We start from the raw sequence: 17117 nt of genomic DNA, 5'->3' as shown, positions 1-17117 counted from the left end.
AAAGCTGAATCCAGTTTTCGCAAACTCTTCGTATATCTTATTAAATAAAAAAAAATAAAAATGAAATCAATATCAAAAATATTGATGGTAATCACCGTATTACTATCAGCTGTAAACAGTTTTGCACAAATCAAAAATGCAAAAACAGAAACCGTAAAAATATATGGCAACTGCGAAATGTGTAAAACAACCATCGAAAAAGCAGGAAATTTAAAAAATGTAGCCACAGTAGAATGGAATAAAGACACCAAAATGGCTACACTTAAATACGATGATAAAAAAACAAATCAGGATGAAATACTGAAACGTATTGCTTTGGCAGGTTATGACAGCGAGAAATTTTTGGCTCCAGATGATGTATATGCAAAATTATCCGACTGTTGCCAGTATAAAAGGGAACTAAAACCAGTTGCAAAAACCAAAGATGCAGGTATGGATATGAAAAATGAACACGCCAACCATAACCAAAGCGATATGGCTCAAAAAAACACCACTGAAACGCAAAATGTACCGCAATTAAAAACCGTTTTCGAGAACTACTTTTCGGTTAAAGATGCGTTAGTAAAAACTGATGCAGGTATCTCATCTGCAAAAGCCGCTGAATTGGTAAAAGCCATTAAAGCGGTAGAAATGACAAAACTTTCTACCAAGGAACATAACGTTTGGATGGAAGTGATGAAGGATTTAACAGCAAATGCTGAAAAAATTGCTACAACCAAAGATGTGGCAAAACAAAGAGAAACTTTCGCTTTGCTTTCTAAGAATATGTATGAATTAACTAAGGTATCAAAACAAGAAGCACCTGTTTATTATCTGCATTGCCCTATGTACAATAATGGGAAAGGTGCAAACTGGTTAAGTAAGGAAGAAGTGGTTAAAAACCCATATTACGGTTCTAAAATGCTTACCTGCGGTAGTGTGCAGGAAACTATTAAATAACAAATAAAACGCTATTGTTATGGAAAGTATGAAAAACCAACACGGAATGCAACATACCCAAAAGAGTGAAGAAAATAACCCCAATCATTCTTTAGCAATGTACAAACGTTTTGCTGTAATGGCTGTTGCAATGTTTGTAGCTATGTATTTTATTATGTATGCTATGATTGACGGTTTGCAGAACCTTATCCCCAACATCAATAATTTATATATGACCCTACTAATGGTTTCGGCAATGTTGGTAATTGAATTATGGATAATGAAAGGAATGTATCAAAACAAAAAAATCAATTGGGCAATCATAACGGTTTCCTTTGCGATTGGCATCTTTTGTTGGTTTGGTATTCGGGAGCAATTATTTGTGGGCGATAAGGAGTTTGTAAAAGGTATGATACCACATCACGCAGCAGCAGTATTGATGTCTGAAAAGGCTAAGCTTACCGACCCCGAATTGATACAGTTACAAAAAAACATACTGGAAACACAGGCACAAGAAATCGAATTTATGAAGCATAAGCTAAATGAATTTGAAAACAAATAAATAAGATAAATTTCTTCAATAATATCAAAAATGAATAAAATGAAAAATATAATTTTCTCAATCATTACATTAGTAACAGTTGCAGCGGTAACAATTTCCTGCAATCAATCTTCAAATAAAAATAGCGACCAGCAAGCTAATGATAGCACAACAATTGCTGCAATTCCGGAGTTACAATCACCTACACTCAATGATACGGTAGCAACTGTTACTTCAACGGATACGTCTTCTCAAGAGGCAGAAAAATCCGATGTGAAGCAAGCTCAAAAGTTTACTATCGCACCTATAATTAAGGATTATTTGACTTTAAAAAATGCACTTGTCTCAGATAACGACCAAGCAGCTGCTAATGCAGGGAAGCAATTATTTACAACTTTAAACAATGTAAATATGAAATCCATTCCTGCCAACAAACATAAAGAATATATGGAGATAGCTGAAAATGCTAAGGAAAATGCAGAACACATTGGTGATAATGCAGGCAAAATAGACCATCAAAGAGAACATTTAGCATCATTAAGCAAAGATGTTTCCGATCTTATAGTATTATTTGGAACTACACAAAAATTATATCAAGACCATTGTCCAATGTATAACGATGGTAAAGGTGCGGTTTGGATTAGCGAAGCTAAAGCTATCAAAAACCCTTACTATGGCGGTAAAATGCTTACCTGTGGCTCTGTAAAAAAAGAGTTCTAAAATGAAGAAAGTATTAAAGATAATATTGACAATAGTGCTGTTTATTTTTATTGGAATACAATTTTATCAGCCTGCCCTTAATGTAGATAAAGGGCAGGTTTACACAACCGATTTTACCCAAGCCTATAAAATGCCTGTTCAAGTAAAAGCGATGTTTCAAACCTCTTGCTACGATTGTCATAGTAACAATACTAATTATGTTTGGTATGACTATGTGCAACCTATGAGAGCATTAGTTGAAAATCACATCAAAAACGCAAAAGAGGATTTGAATTTCAACGAATGGGGTACATATTCAAATAGGAAGCAGGAAAGATTATTAAACTCAATTAAAGAACAAATCGAGACTAAACAAATGCCCTTATCATCATATACAATAATGCATAAAAAGGCAAAACTGAATGATGAGCAAATCAAAGTATTAACCAATTGGTTAAAAAAGCAGGAATAAGTTTCATTAATAAAAATATTAAAATGAATATACCCAGAAATATTACTATCAGATTGCTACAGGCAGTTTTCATACTGTTGTGTTCGCAATCTCTTTTTGCACAAAAGGTAGTCCGTTATGACCTTTATGTAAAAGACACACTTGTAAACTATGCAGACAAAGAAAAAAGAGCCATTGCTGTAAATGGTCAAATACCAATGCCTACCCTAACATTTACGGAGGGAGATACTGCCGAAATTGTAGTACACAACCAATTAAAAGAAAGTACATCATTGCATTGGCACGGAGTGTTCCTGCCCAACAAAGAAGATGGTGTGCCCTGGCTTACACAAAAACCTATTAAGGCAGGCACAACATATACCTATCGTTTTCCTATTATTCAACACGGAACACATTGGTATCACTCACATTCGGGATTGCAAGAGCAGATTGGGATGTATGGCAGTTTTATAATGAAGAAAAAGGATGATGATAAAACCTTTAGAAAAGGAATTGACGATTTACCGACTGTACCCATCATTTTAAGTGAATGGACAAATCTAAACCCAGATAATATTAACAGAATGTTGCATAATGCCAACGATTGGTCTGCCATCAAAAAAAATGCAACACAGTCTTACGCAGAAGCCATCAGAGAAGGTCATTTCAAAACAAAACTAACCAACGAATGGAAACGAATGTTGGCAATGGATGTAAGCGATGTTTATTATGACAAAATTTTAATCAATGGAAATCATACTACCGATTTAAAAACTGTTGACGGCAAAACGCTAAAAGCAGGCGATAAGGTACGATTGCGAGTTTCAAACGGTGGTGCTTCGTCCTATTTTTGGTTGCGGTATGCAGGCGGTAAAATTACAGTAGTTGCAAATGACGGCAACGATGTAGAACCTGTGGAAGTAGATAGATTAATCATTGCAGTTTCTGAAACTTACGATATTGTAGTAATCATTCCTGATGACGGTGTTGCCTATGAATTTTTAGCCACCACCGAAGACAGGACACAGTCGGCAAGCTATTTTGTGGGCAATGGCATCAAACAACTGATTTCCCCACTTCCCAAATTGAAATATTTTGAAGGGATGAAGATGATGAACGATATGATGAAGATGGACGGCAACCTTGACGATATGGGAATGAAAATGAGCCTGAACCAAATGGATATGAATGTGGTAATGTATCCCGAAATCACAGGAGATAGTAACCAGAAAGAAGACCATAGCCAACACAATATGAATATGGACAACGACCCCAACCGTTATAATGCTAATGCTTTAGGAGAAATCAAAACCTTAAACTATACAATGTTGCAATCACCATACAACACTACACTACCAAAAGATGCACCAGTAAGAGAACTCAAATTTACCCTTACAGGAAATATGAACCGCTATGTGTGGAGTATGGATAATAAAATACTTTCAGAAGTTGATAAAATACCTGTTAAAAAAGGCGAAATTCTACGAATTACCATTCATAATAACTCGATGATGCGCCACCCGATGCACTTGCACGGTTTTGATTTTAGGGTAATCAATGGCAAAGGCGAAAATTCGCCCTTAAAAAATGTGTTGGATATAATGCCAATGGAAACTGATACCATTGAGTTTTTAGCAAACGAAGAAGGAGATTGGTTTTTCCACTGTCATATCCTTTATCATATGATGGGCGGAATGAATAGAGTTTTTGCAGTGGATGACTACCAAAACCCATACTTACCCAACAAAAAACAAGCCTACAATAAATTGCAAAGAGAAAGCAATATGCCACATTTTATGGCTCAAAACGATTTTGCAACCAATGGAAATGATGGTGATGCAATGGTTCAAAATGCAAGATGGTCTTTAGGGACAGAATGGCGTTTAGGTTACAATGATATGCACGGTTACGAGGTGGAAACCCATTTAGGAAGATATATAGGAAAAACGCAATGGCTTATGCCGTTTATTGGTTTTGATTGGCGTTATCGTAAAATGGGAATGGACGAACACGAAACAAATTTGTTTGGGCAAAAAAATGAGAAGGATACACGTAGAGCCTTTAGTTTAGGTTTTATGTACACATTGCCAATGTTAGTCAATTTTCAGGCAGAGGTATATCACGATGGCATTGTTCGTTTGTCATTAATGCGTGAAGATATTCCTATTTCTAAAAGATTAAGAGGAGGATTTATGGTTAATACTGATATGGAATATATGGCAGACCTAAAGTACATTATCAACAAAAACATTGGTATCCGTACACATTACGATAGCGATATGGGTTTTGGAGTGGGGCTCGCATTGAATTATTAGTAAACAGTGTATATATAATACGAATTAAGGGTTAAAACCATCAATTAATTTGCGGTTTATTGCAAAACCATAACTATTAAAATCCAACCCTTAATTCGTATTTAATAAGAAATTATATTGTAGACTAAATAGCAGAACCCTTAGTTTGAACACCCTTTTAACATAGCTCTCAATTTAAAATAAATGATAATAGAAATTAATCATTATGAAAAATGAAGAAAATATTTTACAACAAAGAAATATTAAACCCACAGCAATGCGTTTGTTGGTAATAGAAAAATTGTTGAAACAGCAATATGCCATCAGTCATAAGGAATTAGCAGAACAGTTTGAAAATGCAGATAATGTTACGCTATTCAGAACGCTGAAAACTTTTTTAGAGCACAAACTTATCCATACTATTGACGACGGAACAGGAGTTGTAAAATATGCACTTTGTCAATCGGGTTGCAATTGCAAACCTTCAGAACAGCATACGCATTTTCATTGCTCCCAGTGCCAGCGAACTTTTTGTCTTACCGATACCGAAATTCCAAACATCAATATTCCACTAAATTTTAAATTAGAAGGTGTCAATTTGGTACTTAAAGGACGGTGTGACAGATGCAACTAAAATACTATGAAACTTTGCAATCCGATTGCAAAGTTTATTTTTCTATATTTGCACTATAAATGAGATGGATAATCACAATATGGACTTTTTACCTGATGGTACTTTTTTCATTGCCTTGTAGCGATGGAAGCAATCAGTGTGAGGATACCATTCCTAAAATTGAAACCGTTCAATCTCACGACCACAACCAAGATAGCGATGACAATTGCAGTCCTTTTTGTTATTGCAATTGTTGTAGTATAAGTATTGCTACTTACCATTTCAAACCTTTTGAAATCAAGCAACCTAAACCCACTCTTGTTGTTAAAAAAATTACACTTCGTGATTTTACTTTAATTTCCTTCTACTCAGGAAGTATTTGGCATCCTCCTAAATTTACTGTTTAATTTTTTCAGATTTTCTTAATGCTATTGATGGTTTGTTGCAAGCCTCAGTAATTGTATGCCTTTTATTGGCTTTACGGTACTGCTAGCCTGTTCGTGTTATGTATTTTCTATGAATGTTTGTTTATAGAAATAATTACAGGCATAATCCACTTCATCCGATAGTTATTTGATTATCTGTTGGCTTCTTATGGCAAGAGGCAATAATTTATTTATCAAAAAATTAAACAGATACACGTGTTAGATAACATTATAAAATTTAGTATTCAGAACAAGCTCGTCATTGGGATAATGACCTTGTTACTCATCATTTGGGGAGTGTGGAGTGCCACAAAACTACCCATTGATGCCGTACCCGATATTACTAATAATCAGGTGCAAATAATTACGGTTTGCCCTACATTGGCAGGGCAAGAAGTAGAACAATTAGTAACCTTCCCTATTGAGCAAAGCATTGCCAATATTCCAGATATAGAAGAAACAAGGAGTATTTCAAGATTTGGCTTATCGGTAATTACAGTAGTATTTAAAGATAAAGTAGACATTTATTTTGCCCGTCAGCTTATCAATGAAAAACTAAAAGAAGCAGAGGAAAATATACCTAAAGGTATTGGCAAGCCAGAACTTGCACCAGTAAGTACCGGATTGGGAGAAGTCTATCAATACATCATCCATCCGAAAAAAGGCAGTGAAAAAAAATACAATGCAAAAGACCTACGCACAATGCAGGATTGGATTGTAGCAAGACAATTATATGGAACTCCCGGAATTGCCGAAGTAAATAGTTTTGGTGGCGAACTGAAACAATATGAAGTAGCAGTAAATCCCAATCGCTTAAAAGCTATGGGGGTAAGTGTTACCGACATTTTTACCGCATTAGAAAAAAACAATCAAAATACTGGTGGTGCATATATCGACAAAAAACCAAACGCTTATTTCATCCGAGGTATAGGTTTGGTAACTTCATTGGATGATGTAAAAAATATCAGTGTAAAAAATGATGGCGGCAGTATTCCTATTTTTATTAAAGATGTGGCAGATGTTCGTTTTGGAAGTGCTGTACGATACGGAGCAATGACCTACAACGGCGAAGTAGATGCAGTTGGCGGTGTGGTAATGATGTTGAAAGGCGAGAACAGCAATGAGGTTGTAAATCGCATCAAAGAAAAATTGCCTATTATTCAAAAATCCTTACCCGAAGATATAATTATTGAACCCTATTTAGACCGTACAGATTTGGTTGACAGAGCTATGAGTACCGTTGAAAAGAACCTGATAGAAGGCGCACTGATTGTCATTTTTGTATTGGTGCTTTTTTTAGGGAATTTTAGGGCAGGATTGATTGTAGCATCCGCTATTCCTTTGGCGATGTTGTTTGCATTGGCTTTAATGAATGTGTTTGGCGTAAGTGCCAATTTAATGAGTTTGGGAGCAATAGATTTTGGATTAATTGTAGATGGTGCGGTAATTATTGTAGAAGCCACATTGCATCATTTAGGTTTAAGGAAATCTACACAAAGGCTCACACAGCAAGAAATGGATAATGAAGTATTTACCTCAGCTTCCAAAATTCGTAATAGTGCAGCCTTTGGTGAAATCATTATCCTTATAGTTTACATTCCTATTCTTACATTGGTAGGTGTAGAAGGTAAAATGTTCCGTCCAATGGCACAAACAGTAGGTTTTGCAATATTCGGAGCATTGATATTATCTTTAACATATATCCCGATGATGTGCGCTTTGTTCTTATCTAAAAAGCCGATGCTCAAAGAAACCATTTCGGATAAAATGATGAATTGGTTGCAAAAAATGTATCAACCATTATTAGAAAAAGCCATCAAAATAAAATATTGGCTAGTAGGAATTACCGTTGGTATATTTGTTTTTAGTCTTTTCTTATTTAGCAGAATGGGTGGCGAATTTATACCACAATTACAGGAAGGAGATTTTGCCTTCCATTGTATTTTACCACAAGGCAGTTCATTGAGCCAGAGTATAGAAACCTCTATGCAAGCTTCAAGAATTATTAAAGAATTTGATGAAGTAAAAATGGTAGTAGGTAAAACTGGAGCGGCAGAAGTGCCAACGGATCCAATGCCACCCGAAGCTACTGATATGATGATATTGCTAAAGCCTCAAAGCGAATGGAAAAGTGGTAGAAATTATGATGAATTGGCGGATGCAATTAATGAAAAATTAGAGGCAATACCTGGTGTGTTCTTTGAAAAAAACCAGCCGATACAAATGCGTTTCAATGAATTAATGACAGGTATTAGGCAAGATGTAGCAGTAAAAATATTTGGAGAAAATTTAGATACGCTTGCCTTGAATGCTGATAAGGTTAGTAAGGTTATACAAACAGTAGAAGGTGCTACATCTCCACAAGTAGAACGTGTGAGTGGTTTACCGCAAATAAATATAGAATACGACCGTACACGTTTAGCCAATTATGGGATAACGGTAGAAGATGTAAACAATGTAGTAAGCACTGCATTTGCAGGAAAAAGTGCTGGTGTAGTATATGAAAACGAAAGAAGATTTGAACTGGTAGTTCGGTTGGATAGTGTTTACCGTAACAGTATCGAAGATGTAAACAATTTGATGATACCAACTTCAACTGGTAATCAAATTCCGCTTTCGCAAGTAGCAACTATTGATTACAAATTAGGACCGGCACAGATAAGCCGTGAAGCAGGAAAACGTAGAATTGTAATCGGGTTCAACGTTGCAGACAGGGATGTACAAAGTGTGGTAGAAGAAATTCAGCAAAAATTAAATACACAGGTAAAATTACCACCGGGCTACTATTTCACGTATGGCGGTCAATTTGAAAACTTGCAGGAAGCCAGTAACCGATTAATGATAGCCGTTCCGGTTTCTTTGTTATTGATTTTTGTATTGCTCTATTTCACGTTCCGTTCCTTTAAACAGGCAGGCTTAATATTTACAGCTATCCCAATGAGTGCGATCGGTGGTATATTGGCTTTATTACTTCGTGGTATGCCGTTCAGCATCAGTGCAGGAATTGGATTTATTGCTTTGTTTGGTGTGGCAGTTCTCAACGGAATTGTATTGATAGGCACTTTCAACCAATTAGAAAAAGAAGGTGTAAAAGATGTTTTCAAACGAGTAATAGAAGGAACTAAAATCCGACTGCGACCAGTATTGATGACAGCAACTGTAGCCAGTTTAGGTTTTTTACCAATGGCATTAAGCAGTAGTGCTGGTGCAGAAGTACAAAAGCCTTTAGCCACGGTAGTAATTGGCGGATTAGTTACAGCAACATTCCTTACCCTATTTGTACTGCCATTACTCTATATCATTTTCAATTCAAAAATTAAATTAAAAAGAAAGCCACAAGTGAAACCCATTGTAACCATAATTGTATTGCTTTTATCAATGGTAGGCTTTACAGCAAATGCACAGACAAAAAGTTTAACTAACGTTGACGATGCGATAAATATTGCACTTCAAAATAATCAAACCTTAAAAGCTTCAGATTTAGAAATTGATGCCAGCAAAGCTTTGAAAAAAACTGCCGGAGAATTACCAAAACTTGATTTTAATGCACAGTTGGGACAGTACAACAGTACCAAATTCGACCAGTCTTTTCAGGTGTCACAAACCATTCCGTTTCCATCATTATTCGGAGCTAAAAAGCAACTGATTAATGCCGAAATAAAAGGTAAAGAATTGCAAAAAAACCTTACTGTATTGGAGTTAAAAAATCAAGTACGTACTTATTATTATCAAATTTTGTACTTGCAACACAATGAAAAACAGTTACAGCAATTGGATAGTTTGTACAACGATTTTATTAAAATAGCCCAGCTTCGTTATAAAACTGGCGACACCAAAAAAGTGGACATCAGCACAGCGGAAGCTAAGAAAGGCGAAATCAATTTATTGCTAAAACAAAATGGAGTGTTCTTATCCAATGCTGTTGCCAATCTGAAAACATTGATGAACACAAAAGACGATTTTACCATTGCAGAAAACGGAATATTTCAGCCTCTACAAATCAGTAATTTGTTGGATAATGAAGTCGTAGAAAATCATCCTGCCATTCAATCTTTGTATCAGGATGCCATTATTGCCGAGCAAACCAAAAAGGTAGAACGTTCGCAAGGTTTGCCCGATTTCACCATTGGTTACGTCAATCAGTCTTTAATTGGTTTTCAAAATGTAAACGGAGACGAACAATTTTTCAATGGCGGAAACCGATTTAGTTCTGTAAACATTGGTATTGCTATTCCCATCACTTATGGTGCTACCAAAGCCAGAATAAAATCTTTAGATTACAGAAAACAAGCAGCCGAAGCCAATGCACAGCAACAGCAAAAAACATTGGCTACGCAAATGCAAAATGCCTTGCAACAATACCAGCAAGACCTACAGCAGTTCAATTATTTTGAGAAAGAAGCATTGCCAAATGCCAAGGAAATTGTATCAGCAGCACAATTGGGTTACAGAACAGGCGAAATCAGTTATGTAGAATATCTTTTTGCGCTGCAAACTGCCACCGATATTCAGCTGAATTACCTCAAAAGTATTCAGCAGGTAAACCAATCTGTAATCACTATTTATTCATTCATCAATCAATAAGAAAAAATGAAATTCAATATAAATAAAATCACGTTTATAGCAACGATAGTTGTTTTAATATTTAGCTTTTCGGCTTGTAAAAACGATAAGCAAAACGAAGGTCAATCTACAGAAGCAGCAGCAACCGAAAAAGCTGAAGCTCCTCACGAGGAAGAAGCACCAACCATTGCCACACTAACTGAAGAACAAATAAAAACGGTAGGCATACAATTAGGCGTAATAGAGCAAAAAGAATTAACGGCAACCATCCGAGCAAATGGTTTGCTGAAAGTTCCCAATAACAACAAAGCCAACGCAACTTCTTTGTATGGTGGTGTAATAAAAACACTGAACGTACAAATTGGAGATTATGTAAAAAAAGGACAAGTAATAGCCACTATTGCCAATCCGCAGTTTATACAATTGCAGGAAGAATATTTGAGTACTGCCAGCAGAATTACTTTTGCAGAACAAGAATTATCAAGGCAAAAAGAACTTTTCGAAGGCAATGCAGGAGCGAAAAAAAATCTACAAAGTGCCACAGCCGAACTCAATAGTTTACGTACCAGAAGAGCATCTTTGCAACAACAGATACAATTAATGGGCATCAATCCAGGCTCTGTTTCAAATGGTAATCTAAAATCAGCATTGGTTGTAATCAGTCCTTTGAATGGTACGGTTAGTAAGGTTTCCGCTAAAATAGGAAGCTATGTAGATGTATCTTCTCCTGTTATTGAAATTGTAGATAACAGTTCCTTGCATTTGGATTTGAATGTTTTTGAAAAAGATATGCCGATGCTCAAAGTAGGGCAAACTATTCATTTTAGAATAACCAACAATGCAGTAGAAGACTATAATGCTAAAATATTTGCAATAGGCTCATCTTTTGAAAACGAAAGCAAAACAATTGCCACTCACGCCGTGGTACAAGGCAATAAAACAGGACTTATAGACGGAATGAATGTTACTGCCATTGTAAGCCTTAACAACGTAACTACTCCTGCTGTACCCAATGATGCTATTGTAAATGCTGATGGCAAATACTATGTTTTTGTGCAAACCGATAAAAAAGCAGAAGAGCATCACGAAGAAGGCGAAAAAGAAGGAAGCCATAAAGAGAGTGAAGAAGAACATAAGGAAGATAAGTCCAGTAAGAATTTTGAAAAAGTAGAAGTGCTGAAAGGTGTATCTGATATGGGTTATACCGCTGTAACCTTTGTAAACGAAATTCCTGCAAATGCAAAAATTGTGGTAAAAGGAGCCTTTTTTGTAAACGCAAAATTGAGCAATACTGGTGGTCACGAACACTAAAAAAAGAAACTATGATTTGGCTAAATTTTTATTTGCCTTTGTATTTGGTGTTGTATATGATGGTAGCTTTTGTGCTACCGTCATACCGCACCTATAAGCAAACAGGCATCAATCCGATAACATTTGGCAAAACGGATAACGCACACGATTACATCGGTTTTGTAATGAAAGTATTGATAGCCTTGCTTTTTATAGCGGTATTCATTTATTCATTCAGCGATAAAGCATATCAGTATCTAGTACCCATTTCTTATTTAATGAAAGAAGTGTTTATGACAGTTGGATTAATCTTGATACATCTTTCACTACTCTGGATTTCGGTAGCTCAATATCAAATGAGCAACAGTTGGCGTATTGGTATAGATGAAAACAATAAAACCGAATTAATAACAAAAGGCTTATATTCTTATAGCCGAAACCCGATATTCTTAGGAATGATAGTCAGCGTTACCGGAATATTTTTCATACTGCCCAATGCAATTACATTTTTCCTGATGCTATCCACTTACATCGTTATCCAAATTCAGATAAGATTGGAAGAAAAATTTTTAGAAAAACAACACGGACAAGAATATTTATCCTATAAACAAACTACTAAAAGATTACTATAATGGAACACAAACATAAATATGATGCACAAGGCAAACAGCTTTGTTGCACACCTCAAGAAGAAAAAATATATACCGATGCCGATGCTAAAATGCTATTAGAAAAACATCACGACGATGATGGACACAACCACGAACACACCGATGATGACGGTCATAACCACGGAAGCACCGATAAATCTACCTTTCAAATGTTTTTACCTGCTATCATCAGTTTTGTGTTATTGATGATAGCCATAACTTTCGATAATTGGCTTCCTCAATCTTGGTTTACAGGTTGGGTAAGAATTGTGTGGTATGTGGTAGCGTATGCACCTGTTGGATTACCCGTCATTAAAGAAGCATCTGAAAGCATCAGAAAAGGCGATGTGTTTTCAGAATTTTTATTGATGAGTATTGCCACCATCGGAGCTTTTGCCATTGGCGAATATCCGGAAGGTGTTGCTGTAATGTTGTTTTATGCCGTTGGCGAAGTATTCCAAACCTTAGCTGTAACAAGAGCGAAAGCTAACATTAAAACGTTGCTCGATCAAAGACCAGATGAAGTAACTATTTTAGAAAATAATCAAGCTAAAACCATAAAAGCAGAAACCGCAAGTATTGGCAATATAATTCAATTAAAACCCGGAGAAAAATTAGGACTAGATGGAGAATTATTATCCGAAACCGCTTCATTCAATACAGCAGCACTAACAGGAGAAAGTAAGCCCGACACCAAAACCAAAGGTGAAACCGTATTGGCGGGAATGATAAATTTAACGACCGTTGCACAGGTAAAAGTAACGACTGCTTATACTGATAGCAAACTTTCTAAAATTTTGGAATTGGTACAAAATGCCACTGCACAAAAAGCACCAACAGAATTATTCATTCGAAAATTCGCAAAAATATACACACCGATTGTTGTATTGTTGGCAGTGCTAATTACCATAATTCCTTATTTTTTTGTGAGCGATTATGTATTTAGTCAGTGGTTGTACAGAGCATTGGTATTTTTGGTTATTTCTTGTCCTTGTGCTTTGGTTATCAGTATTCCTTTGGGTTATTTTGGTGGAATTGGAGCAGCTTCCAAAAATGGAATTTTGTTTAAAGGAAGCAACTTTTTAGATGCCATTGCCGATATTAAAAACGTAGTGATGGACAAAACGGGTACAATGACCGAGGGCGTTTTCAAGGTACAAGAAGTGGTATTAAAACCGGAATTTAATAAAGAGGAAATCCTGAAAATGGTAAATGCTTTAGAAAGTCAAAGTACACATCCGGTTGCTACCGCTATCCATAAATATGTAGGTGAAATTGATAGCTCGATAAAGTTAGAAAATACAGAAGAAATTGCAGGCCACGGTTTGAAAGCCAATGTAAATGGAAAAGAATTATTGGTAGGAAATTTTAAATTGATGGATAAATTCAACATCAATTATGATTTAGACCCAACCACAATTGTTTATACCTTAATTGCCATTGCTTACGATGGAAAATTTGCAGGTTACATTACCATTGCCGACAGTATAAAGGAAGATGCACAGCTAACTATTGACAAGTTAAAAGCATTAGGAGTAAAAACCACAATGTTGAGCGGAGATAAAAGCACCGTAGTAAAATTTGTTGCAGATAAATTAGGAATTTATAATGCCTTTGGCGATTTACTACCTGAAGATAAAGTAAATAAAGTAAAAGAAATCAAATCCAAAAACGAAACCGTAGCATTTGTAGGCGATGGTGTGAACGATGCTCCTGTGGTAGCATTGAGCGATGTAGGTATTGCAATGGGGGGTTTAGGTAGTGATGCTACTATTGAAACCGCAGATGTAGTAATACAGGACGACAAACCGAGCAAAATACCGATGGCAATCAATATCGGTAAGCAAACCAAAAAAATCGTTTGGCAAAATATTACGTTGGCATTTGTGGTCAAAGGCATTGTATTAATATTGGGTGCCGGAGGTTTGGCTACGATGTGGGAAGCAGTCTTTGCCGATGTAGGCGTTGCGTTATTGGCTATCCTGAATGCGGTACGAATACAACGAATGAAATTTTAAAGAATAGTTGGTTTTATACAAAATGGGTAGTAATGATAACAGGGGTAGTAGTTTGTAACGTAGTTTTCAATATCTTTGGGAAATGAAACATTTATCATCCATATTAGCATTAATGGTCTTGGTCTTATCGACCTTGCCAGGCTTTATGAAAGATAAATGTTTTGACCTCGTACATCAAACAACAAATAGTCAGGAAGAAGATAGCGACGGTTGCGGTATGGAATGTTGCTCGCCTTTTTCTAAATGCAATACCTGTACCGGATTTGTAATTACCTCTTTTTATGCTTTAACAACAAATTCTGCCCAACAACCTGAAAATAAATTAAGTGTAATAACTGCCTCAGCTGTTTCAGACTTCCTCTCTTCCATTTGGCAACCGCCTAAGATTAATTAATGTTTTTAGTGTCTTCGGCACAATAACAAATTGCGGTGCTACAAACCGTCAATTCTTATTTTTTAAACATTAATAATTTTTCATATAATGAAAAAAATACTCTTTATGTCATTTTTTATGACACTAAATCTCTGTGTCTTTGCACAAAACACATTTAATGCTGTTGTTAGAAACAGTGAAAACAAAAATCCTTTGATTGGTGTGACAGCATCTATAAAAGGGACCTCGCTTGCTGCTACATCAAACGAAAACGGTCAAATCATAATAGTAAATGTTCCTGACGGTGTACAGGAAATACATTTTAGTTACGTAGGCTTTTATGAACGTATTGATACACTGGGATTTCCATTAAAGGACACCAGCGTTATTGAAATCTTACTCAAAGAAAATTCAGAAGAATTGGATGAAGTGGTTATATCTTCTACAAGAAGTACAAGGAGCATACAAAATATTCCTACCCGTATTGAATTTATAGGAAGTGAGGAATTGGGAGAAAAAGGAAATATGAAACCTGGGGATATTCGTATGCTTTTGGCGGAAAGTACAGGTATTCACGTACAAACCACATCGCCCACAAGTGCCAATGCAAGTATTCGTATTCAAGGGCTTGACGGACGATATACGCAAATTCTAAAAGACGGTTTTCCTATTTATTCGGGTGCTTCAAGTGGGTTAGGTTTGTTGCAAATTCCACCGCTTGACTTAAAGCAGGTTGAAGTTATCAAAGGTTCTACATCTACGCTGTATGGTGGTGGAGCAATAGCAGGTTTGGTAAACCTGATTTCCAAGACACCAACGGAAGAAAGGGATTTGCGTTTTCATTTAAACGGAACATCAGGCGGAGGTTTAGACATCAACGGTTTTTACGGACAGAAGTTTAAGAAAATCGGAACAACCATATTTGCTTCGCATAATAGAAACGGAGCTTACGACCCTGCAAAAATTGGTTTTTCTGCCATTCCAAAATTTGAACGTTTTGTACTGAACCCTAAATTGTTTGTTTATTTCAATGATAAAACAAAAATGAATTTCGGTGTCAATACAACTATCGAAAACCGTTTGGGAGGTGATATGCTTTACATCAAAGGAAAAGGAGATAATACAAACCAATATTTTGAGGAAAATAAAACACAACGCTATTCCACTCAATTTGTTTTCGACCACTTAATTAATGAAAAAAGTTCTTTTCAAATTAAAAATAGCGTGAGTTATTTTAATCGAAATACAACCATTCCAAGCTATCAGTTTGAGGGAACACAAACCGCAAGTTTTACCGAAGCCAACTACACCAACAGTACAGAAAAATCGGAATGGGTAGCAGGGGTTAATATTTGGACGGACAATTTTAAAGAAAAGCAGATTACTGCATTTCCGTTGAGGGATTACAGCCAAAACACATTCGGAGCTTTCGTTCAAAATTCTTTTAAGGCTACTGATTGGCTTCAATTAGAAGCAGGTTTAAGAACGGATTACGTGATAGATTACGGAGCTGTATTTTTACCAAGAGTATCGGCATTGTTTAAGATTGCAAACGGATTGACTTCACGTATTGGAGGTGGATTTGGGTATAAAACACCAACCATTTTTACAGAAGAAAGTGAACGCCTACAATATCAAAATGTAATGCCTATTGACGACAAGACCAATAAATTGGAAAAAAGTTATGGAGCAAATGCAGACATCAATTACCGCACCTATATTGGAGAAGATTGGTCATTTAGCATAAACCAATTATTCTTTTACACCTATTTGGATAATCCTTTGTTACTTGAAAATTCCTCGGCAAATCTGTATCAGTTCGTTAATTCTCCGGGCTACATCCATACCAAAGGAACAGAAACCAATATTAAAATTGGTTACGATGATTTGAAATTATTTTTGGGATACACTTATACAGATGCTCGATTAAACCAAAATGGAACGACTGTAGAAAGTCCTTTAACGCCAAAACACCGCATTAATTCCATCCTGATGTATGAAATAGAAGACAAATGGAAAGTTGGTCTGGAAGCCTATTACTTCAGTCCTCAAAAACTGAATAATGGAACTACGGGCGAAGGTTACTTTATTACCGGATTTATGGCTGAAAAGATTTGGGAAAGATTTTCTCTGTACATCAACTTTGAAAACTTCCTTGACACCCGACAAACACGCTTTGGTAGCATTTATACAGGAACAATAACCAATCCGGTTTTTAAAGACATTTATGCACCTTTGGACGGATTTGTGATTAACGGAGGAATAAAATTCAAGCTTTAAAA

13 protein-coding genes are annotated in these 17117 nt (G+C 36.0%); all 13 read left to right on the top strand.

Features of this window, described 5'->3' with window-relative positions; all coding sequences use genetic code 11:
* Positions 1-60 precede the first annotated feature (60 nt).
* Positions 61-939, top strand: coding sequence for a DUF3347 domain-containing protein (locus tag DR871_RS13180; RefSeq protein WP_092908326.1), 879 nt, complete (start codon positions 61-63; stop codon positions 937-939).
* A gap of 19 nt (positions 940-958) precedes the next feature.
* Complete coding sequence (locus DR871_RS13175) at positions 959-1480, top strand: DUF305 domain-containing protein (RefSeq protein ID WP_113667140.1); 522 nt, start codon at positions 959-961, stop codon at positions 1478-1480.
* A 39-nt stretch (positions 1481-1519) separates the two neighbouring features.
* Entirely contained in the window at positions 1520-2179 is a 660-nt protein-coding gene (locus tag DR871_RS13170) for a DUF3347 domain-containing protein (RefSeq protein ID WP_113667159.1), read from the top strand.
* 1 nt (position 2180) lies between these two features.
* A complete protein-coding gene (locus DR871_RS13165) occupies positions 2181-2630 on the top strand; it encodes a heme-binding domain-containing protein (RefSeq protein WP_113667141.1) in 450 nt (149 codons plus the stop codon).
* 23 nt (positions 2631-2653) lie between these two features.
* Positions 2654-4924 (top strand): multicopper oxidase family protein, encoded by a 2271-nt coding sequence (locus tag DR871_RS13160; protein ID WP_113667160.1) that lies wholly within the window; start codon positions 2654-2656, stop codon positions 4922-4924.
* 205 nt (positions 4925-5129) lie between these two features.
* Positions 5130-5537, top strand: a complete 408-nt coding sequence (locus tag DR871_RS13155; protein ID WP_113667142.1) for a Fur family transcriptional regulator — start codon at positions 5130-5132, stop codon at positions 5535-5537.
* Between the two features lie 59 nt (positions 5538-5596).
* Positions 5597-5923: a DUF6660 family protein gene (locus tag DR871_RS13150; protein WP_129752546.1), complete on the top strand. Its 327-nt coding sequence runs from the start codon at positions 5597-5599 to the stop codon at positions 5921-5923.
* Between the two features lie 234 nt (positions 5924-6157).
* Positions 6158-10525, top strand: coding sequence for a CusA/CzcA family heavy metal efflux RND transporter (locus DR871_RS13145; RefSeq protein WP_113667144.1), 4368 nt, complete (start codon positions 6158-6160; stop codon positions 10523-10525).
* A 6-nt stretch (positions 10526-10531) separates the two neighbouring features.
* Complete coding sequence (locus DR871_RS13140) at positions 10532-11815, top strand: efflux RND transporter periplasmic adaptor subunit (RefSeq protein WP_113667145.1); 1284 nt, start codon at positions 10532-10534, stop codon at positions 11813-11815.
* Positions 11816-11826: 11 nt separating this feature from the next.
* Entirely contained in the window at positions 11827-12426 is a 600-nt protein-coding gene (locus tag DR871_RS13135) for a methyltransferase family protein (protein ID WP_113667146.1), read from the top strand.
* Entirely contained in the window at positions 12426-14462 is a 2037-nt protein-coding gene (locus DR871_RS13130) for a heavy metal translocating P-type ATPase (protein ID WP_113667147.1), read from the top strand. The genes DR871_RS13135 and DR871_RS13130 overlap by 1 nt, the downstream gene beginning before the upstream one ends.
* 82 nt (positions 14463-14544) lie before the next feature.
* Positions 14545-14856, top strand: a complete 312-nt coding sequence (locus DR871_RS13125) for a hypothetical protein (protein WP_113667148.1) — start codon at positions 14545-14547, stop codon at positions 14854-14856.
* 87 nt (positions 14857-14943) lie between these two features.
* Positions 14944-17115 (top strand): TonB-dependent receptor, encoded by a 2172-nt coding sequence (locus tag DR871_RS13120; protein ID WP_074590625.1) that lies wholly within the window; start codon positions 14944-14946, stop codon positions 17113-17115.
* Positions 17116-17117: the final 2 nt, after the last annotated feature.

Source organism: Flavobacterium petrolei (genome assembly GCF_003314435.2).
In the GTDB taxonomy this organism is placed as follows: Bacteria; Bacteroidota; Bacteroidia; order Flavobacteriales; family Flavobacteriaceae; genus Flavobacterium; species Flavobacterium petrolei.
The sequence above is the reverse complement of the archived record's forward strand: the minus strand, read 5'-3'. Positions and strand labels throughout refer to the sequence as shown.

Bases quoted from the DNA above. Each gene is read 5' to 3' on its own strand.
- DR871_RS13175 (WP_113667140.1), top strand. From the start codon at position 959: ATGGAAAGTATGAAAAACCAACACGGAATGCAACATACCCAAAAGAGT.
- DR871_RS13170 (WP_113667159.1), top strand. From the start codon at position 1,520: ATGAAAAATATAATTTTCTCAATCATTACATTAGTAACAGTTGCAGCG.
- DR871_RS13155 (WP_113667142.1), top strand. From the start codon at position 5,130: ATGAAAAATGAAGAAAATATTTTACAACAAAGAAATATTAAACCCACA.
- DR871_RS13165 (WP_113667141.1), top strand. From the start codon at position 2,181: ATGAAGAAAGTATTAAAGATAATATTGACAATAGTGCTGTTTATTTTT.
- DR871_RS13125 (WP_113667148.1), top strand. From the start codon at position 14,545: ATGAAACATTTATCATCCATATTAGCATTAATGGTCTTGGTCTTATCG.
- DR871_RS13130 (WP_113667147.1), top strand. From the start codon at position 12,426: ATGGAACACAAACATAAATATGATGCACAAGGCAAACAGCTTTGTTGC.
- DR871_RS13135 (WP_113667146.1), top strand. From the start codon at position 11,827: ATGATTTGGCTAAATTTTTATTTGCCTTTGTATTTGGTGTTGTATATG.
- DR871_RS13180 (WP_092908326.1), top strand. From the start codon at position 61: ATGAAATCAATATCAAAAATATTGATGGTAATCACCGTATTACTATCA.
- DR871_RS13150 (WP_129752546.1), top strand. From the start codon at position 5,597: ATGAGATGGATAATCACAATATGGACTTTTTACCTGATGGTACTTTTT.
- DR871_RS13160 (WP_113667160.1), top strand. From the start codon at position 2,654: ATGAATATACCCAGAAATATTACTATCAGATTGCTACAGGCAGTTTTC.
- DR871_RS13120 (WP_074590625.1), top strand. From the start codon at position 14,944: ATGAAAAAAATACTCTTTATGTCATTTTTTATGACACTAAATCTCTGT.
- DR871_RS13140 (WP_113667145.1), top strand. From the start codon at position 10,532: ATGAAATTCAATATAAATAAAATCACGTTTATAGCAACGATAGTTGTT.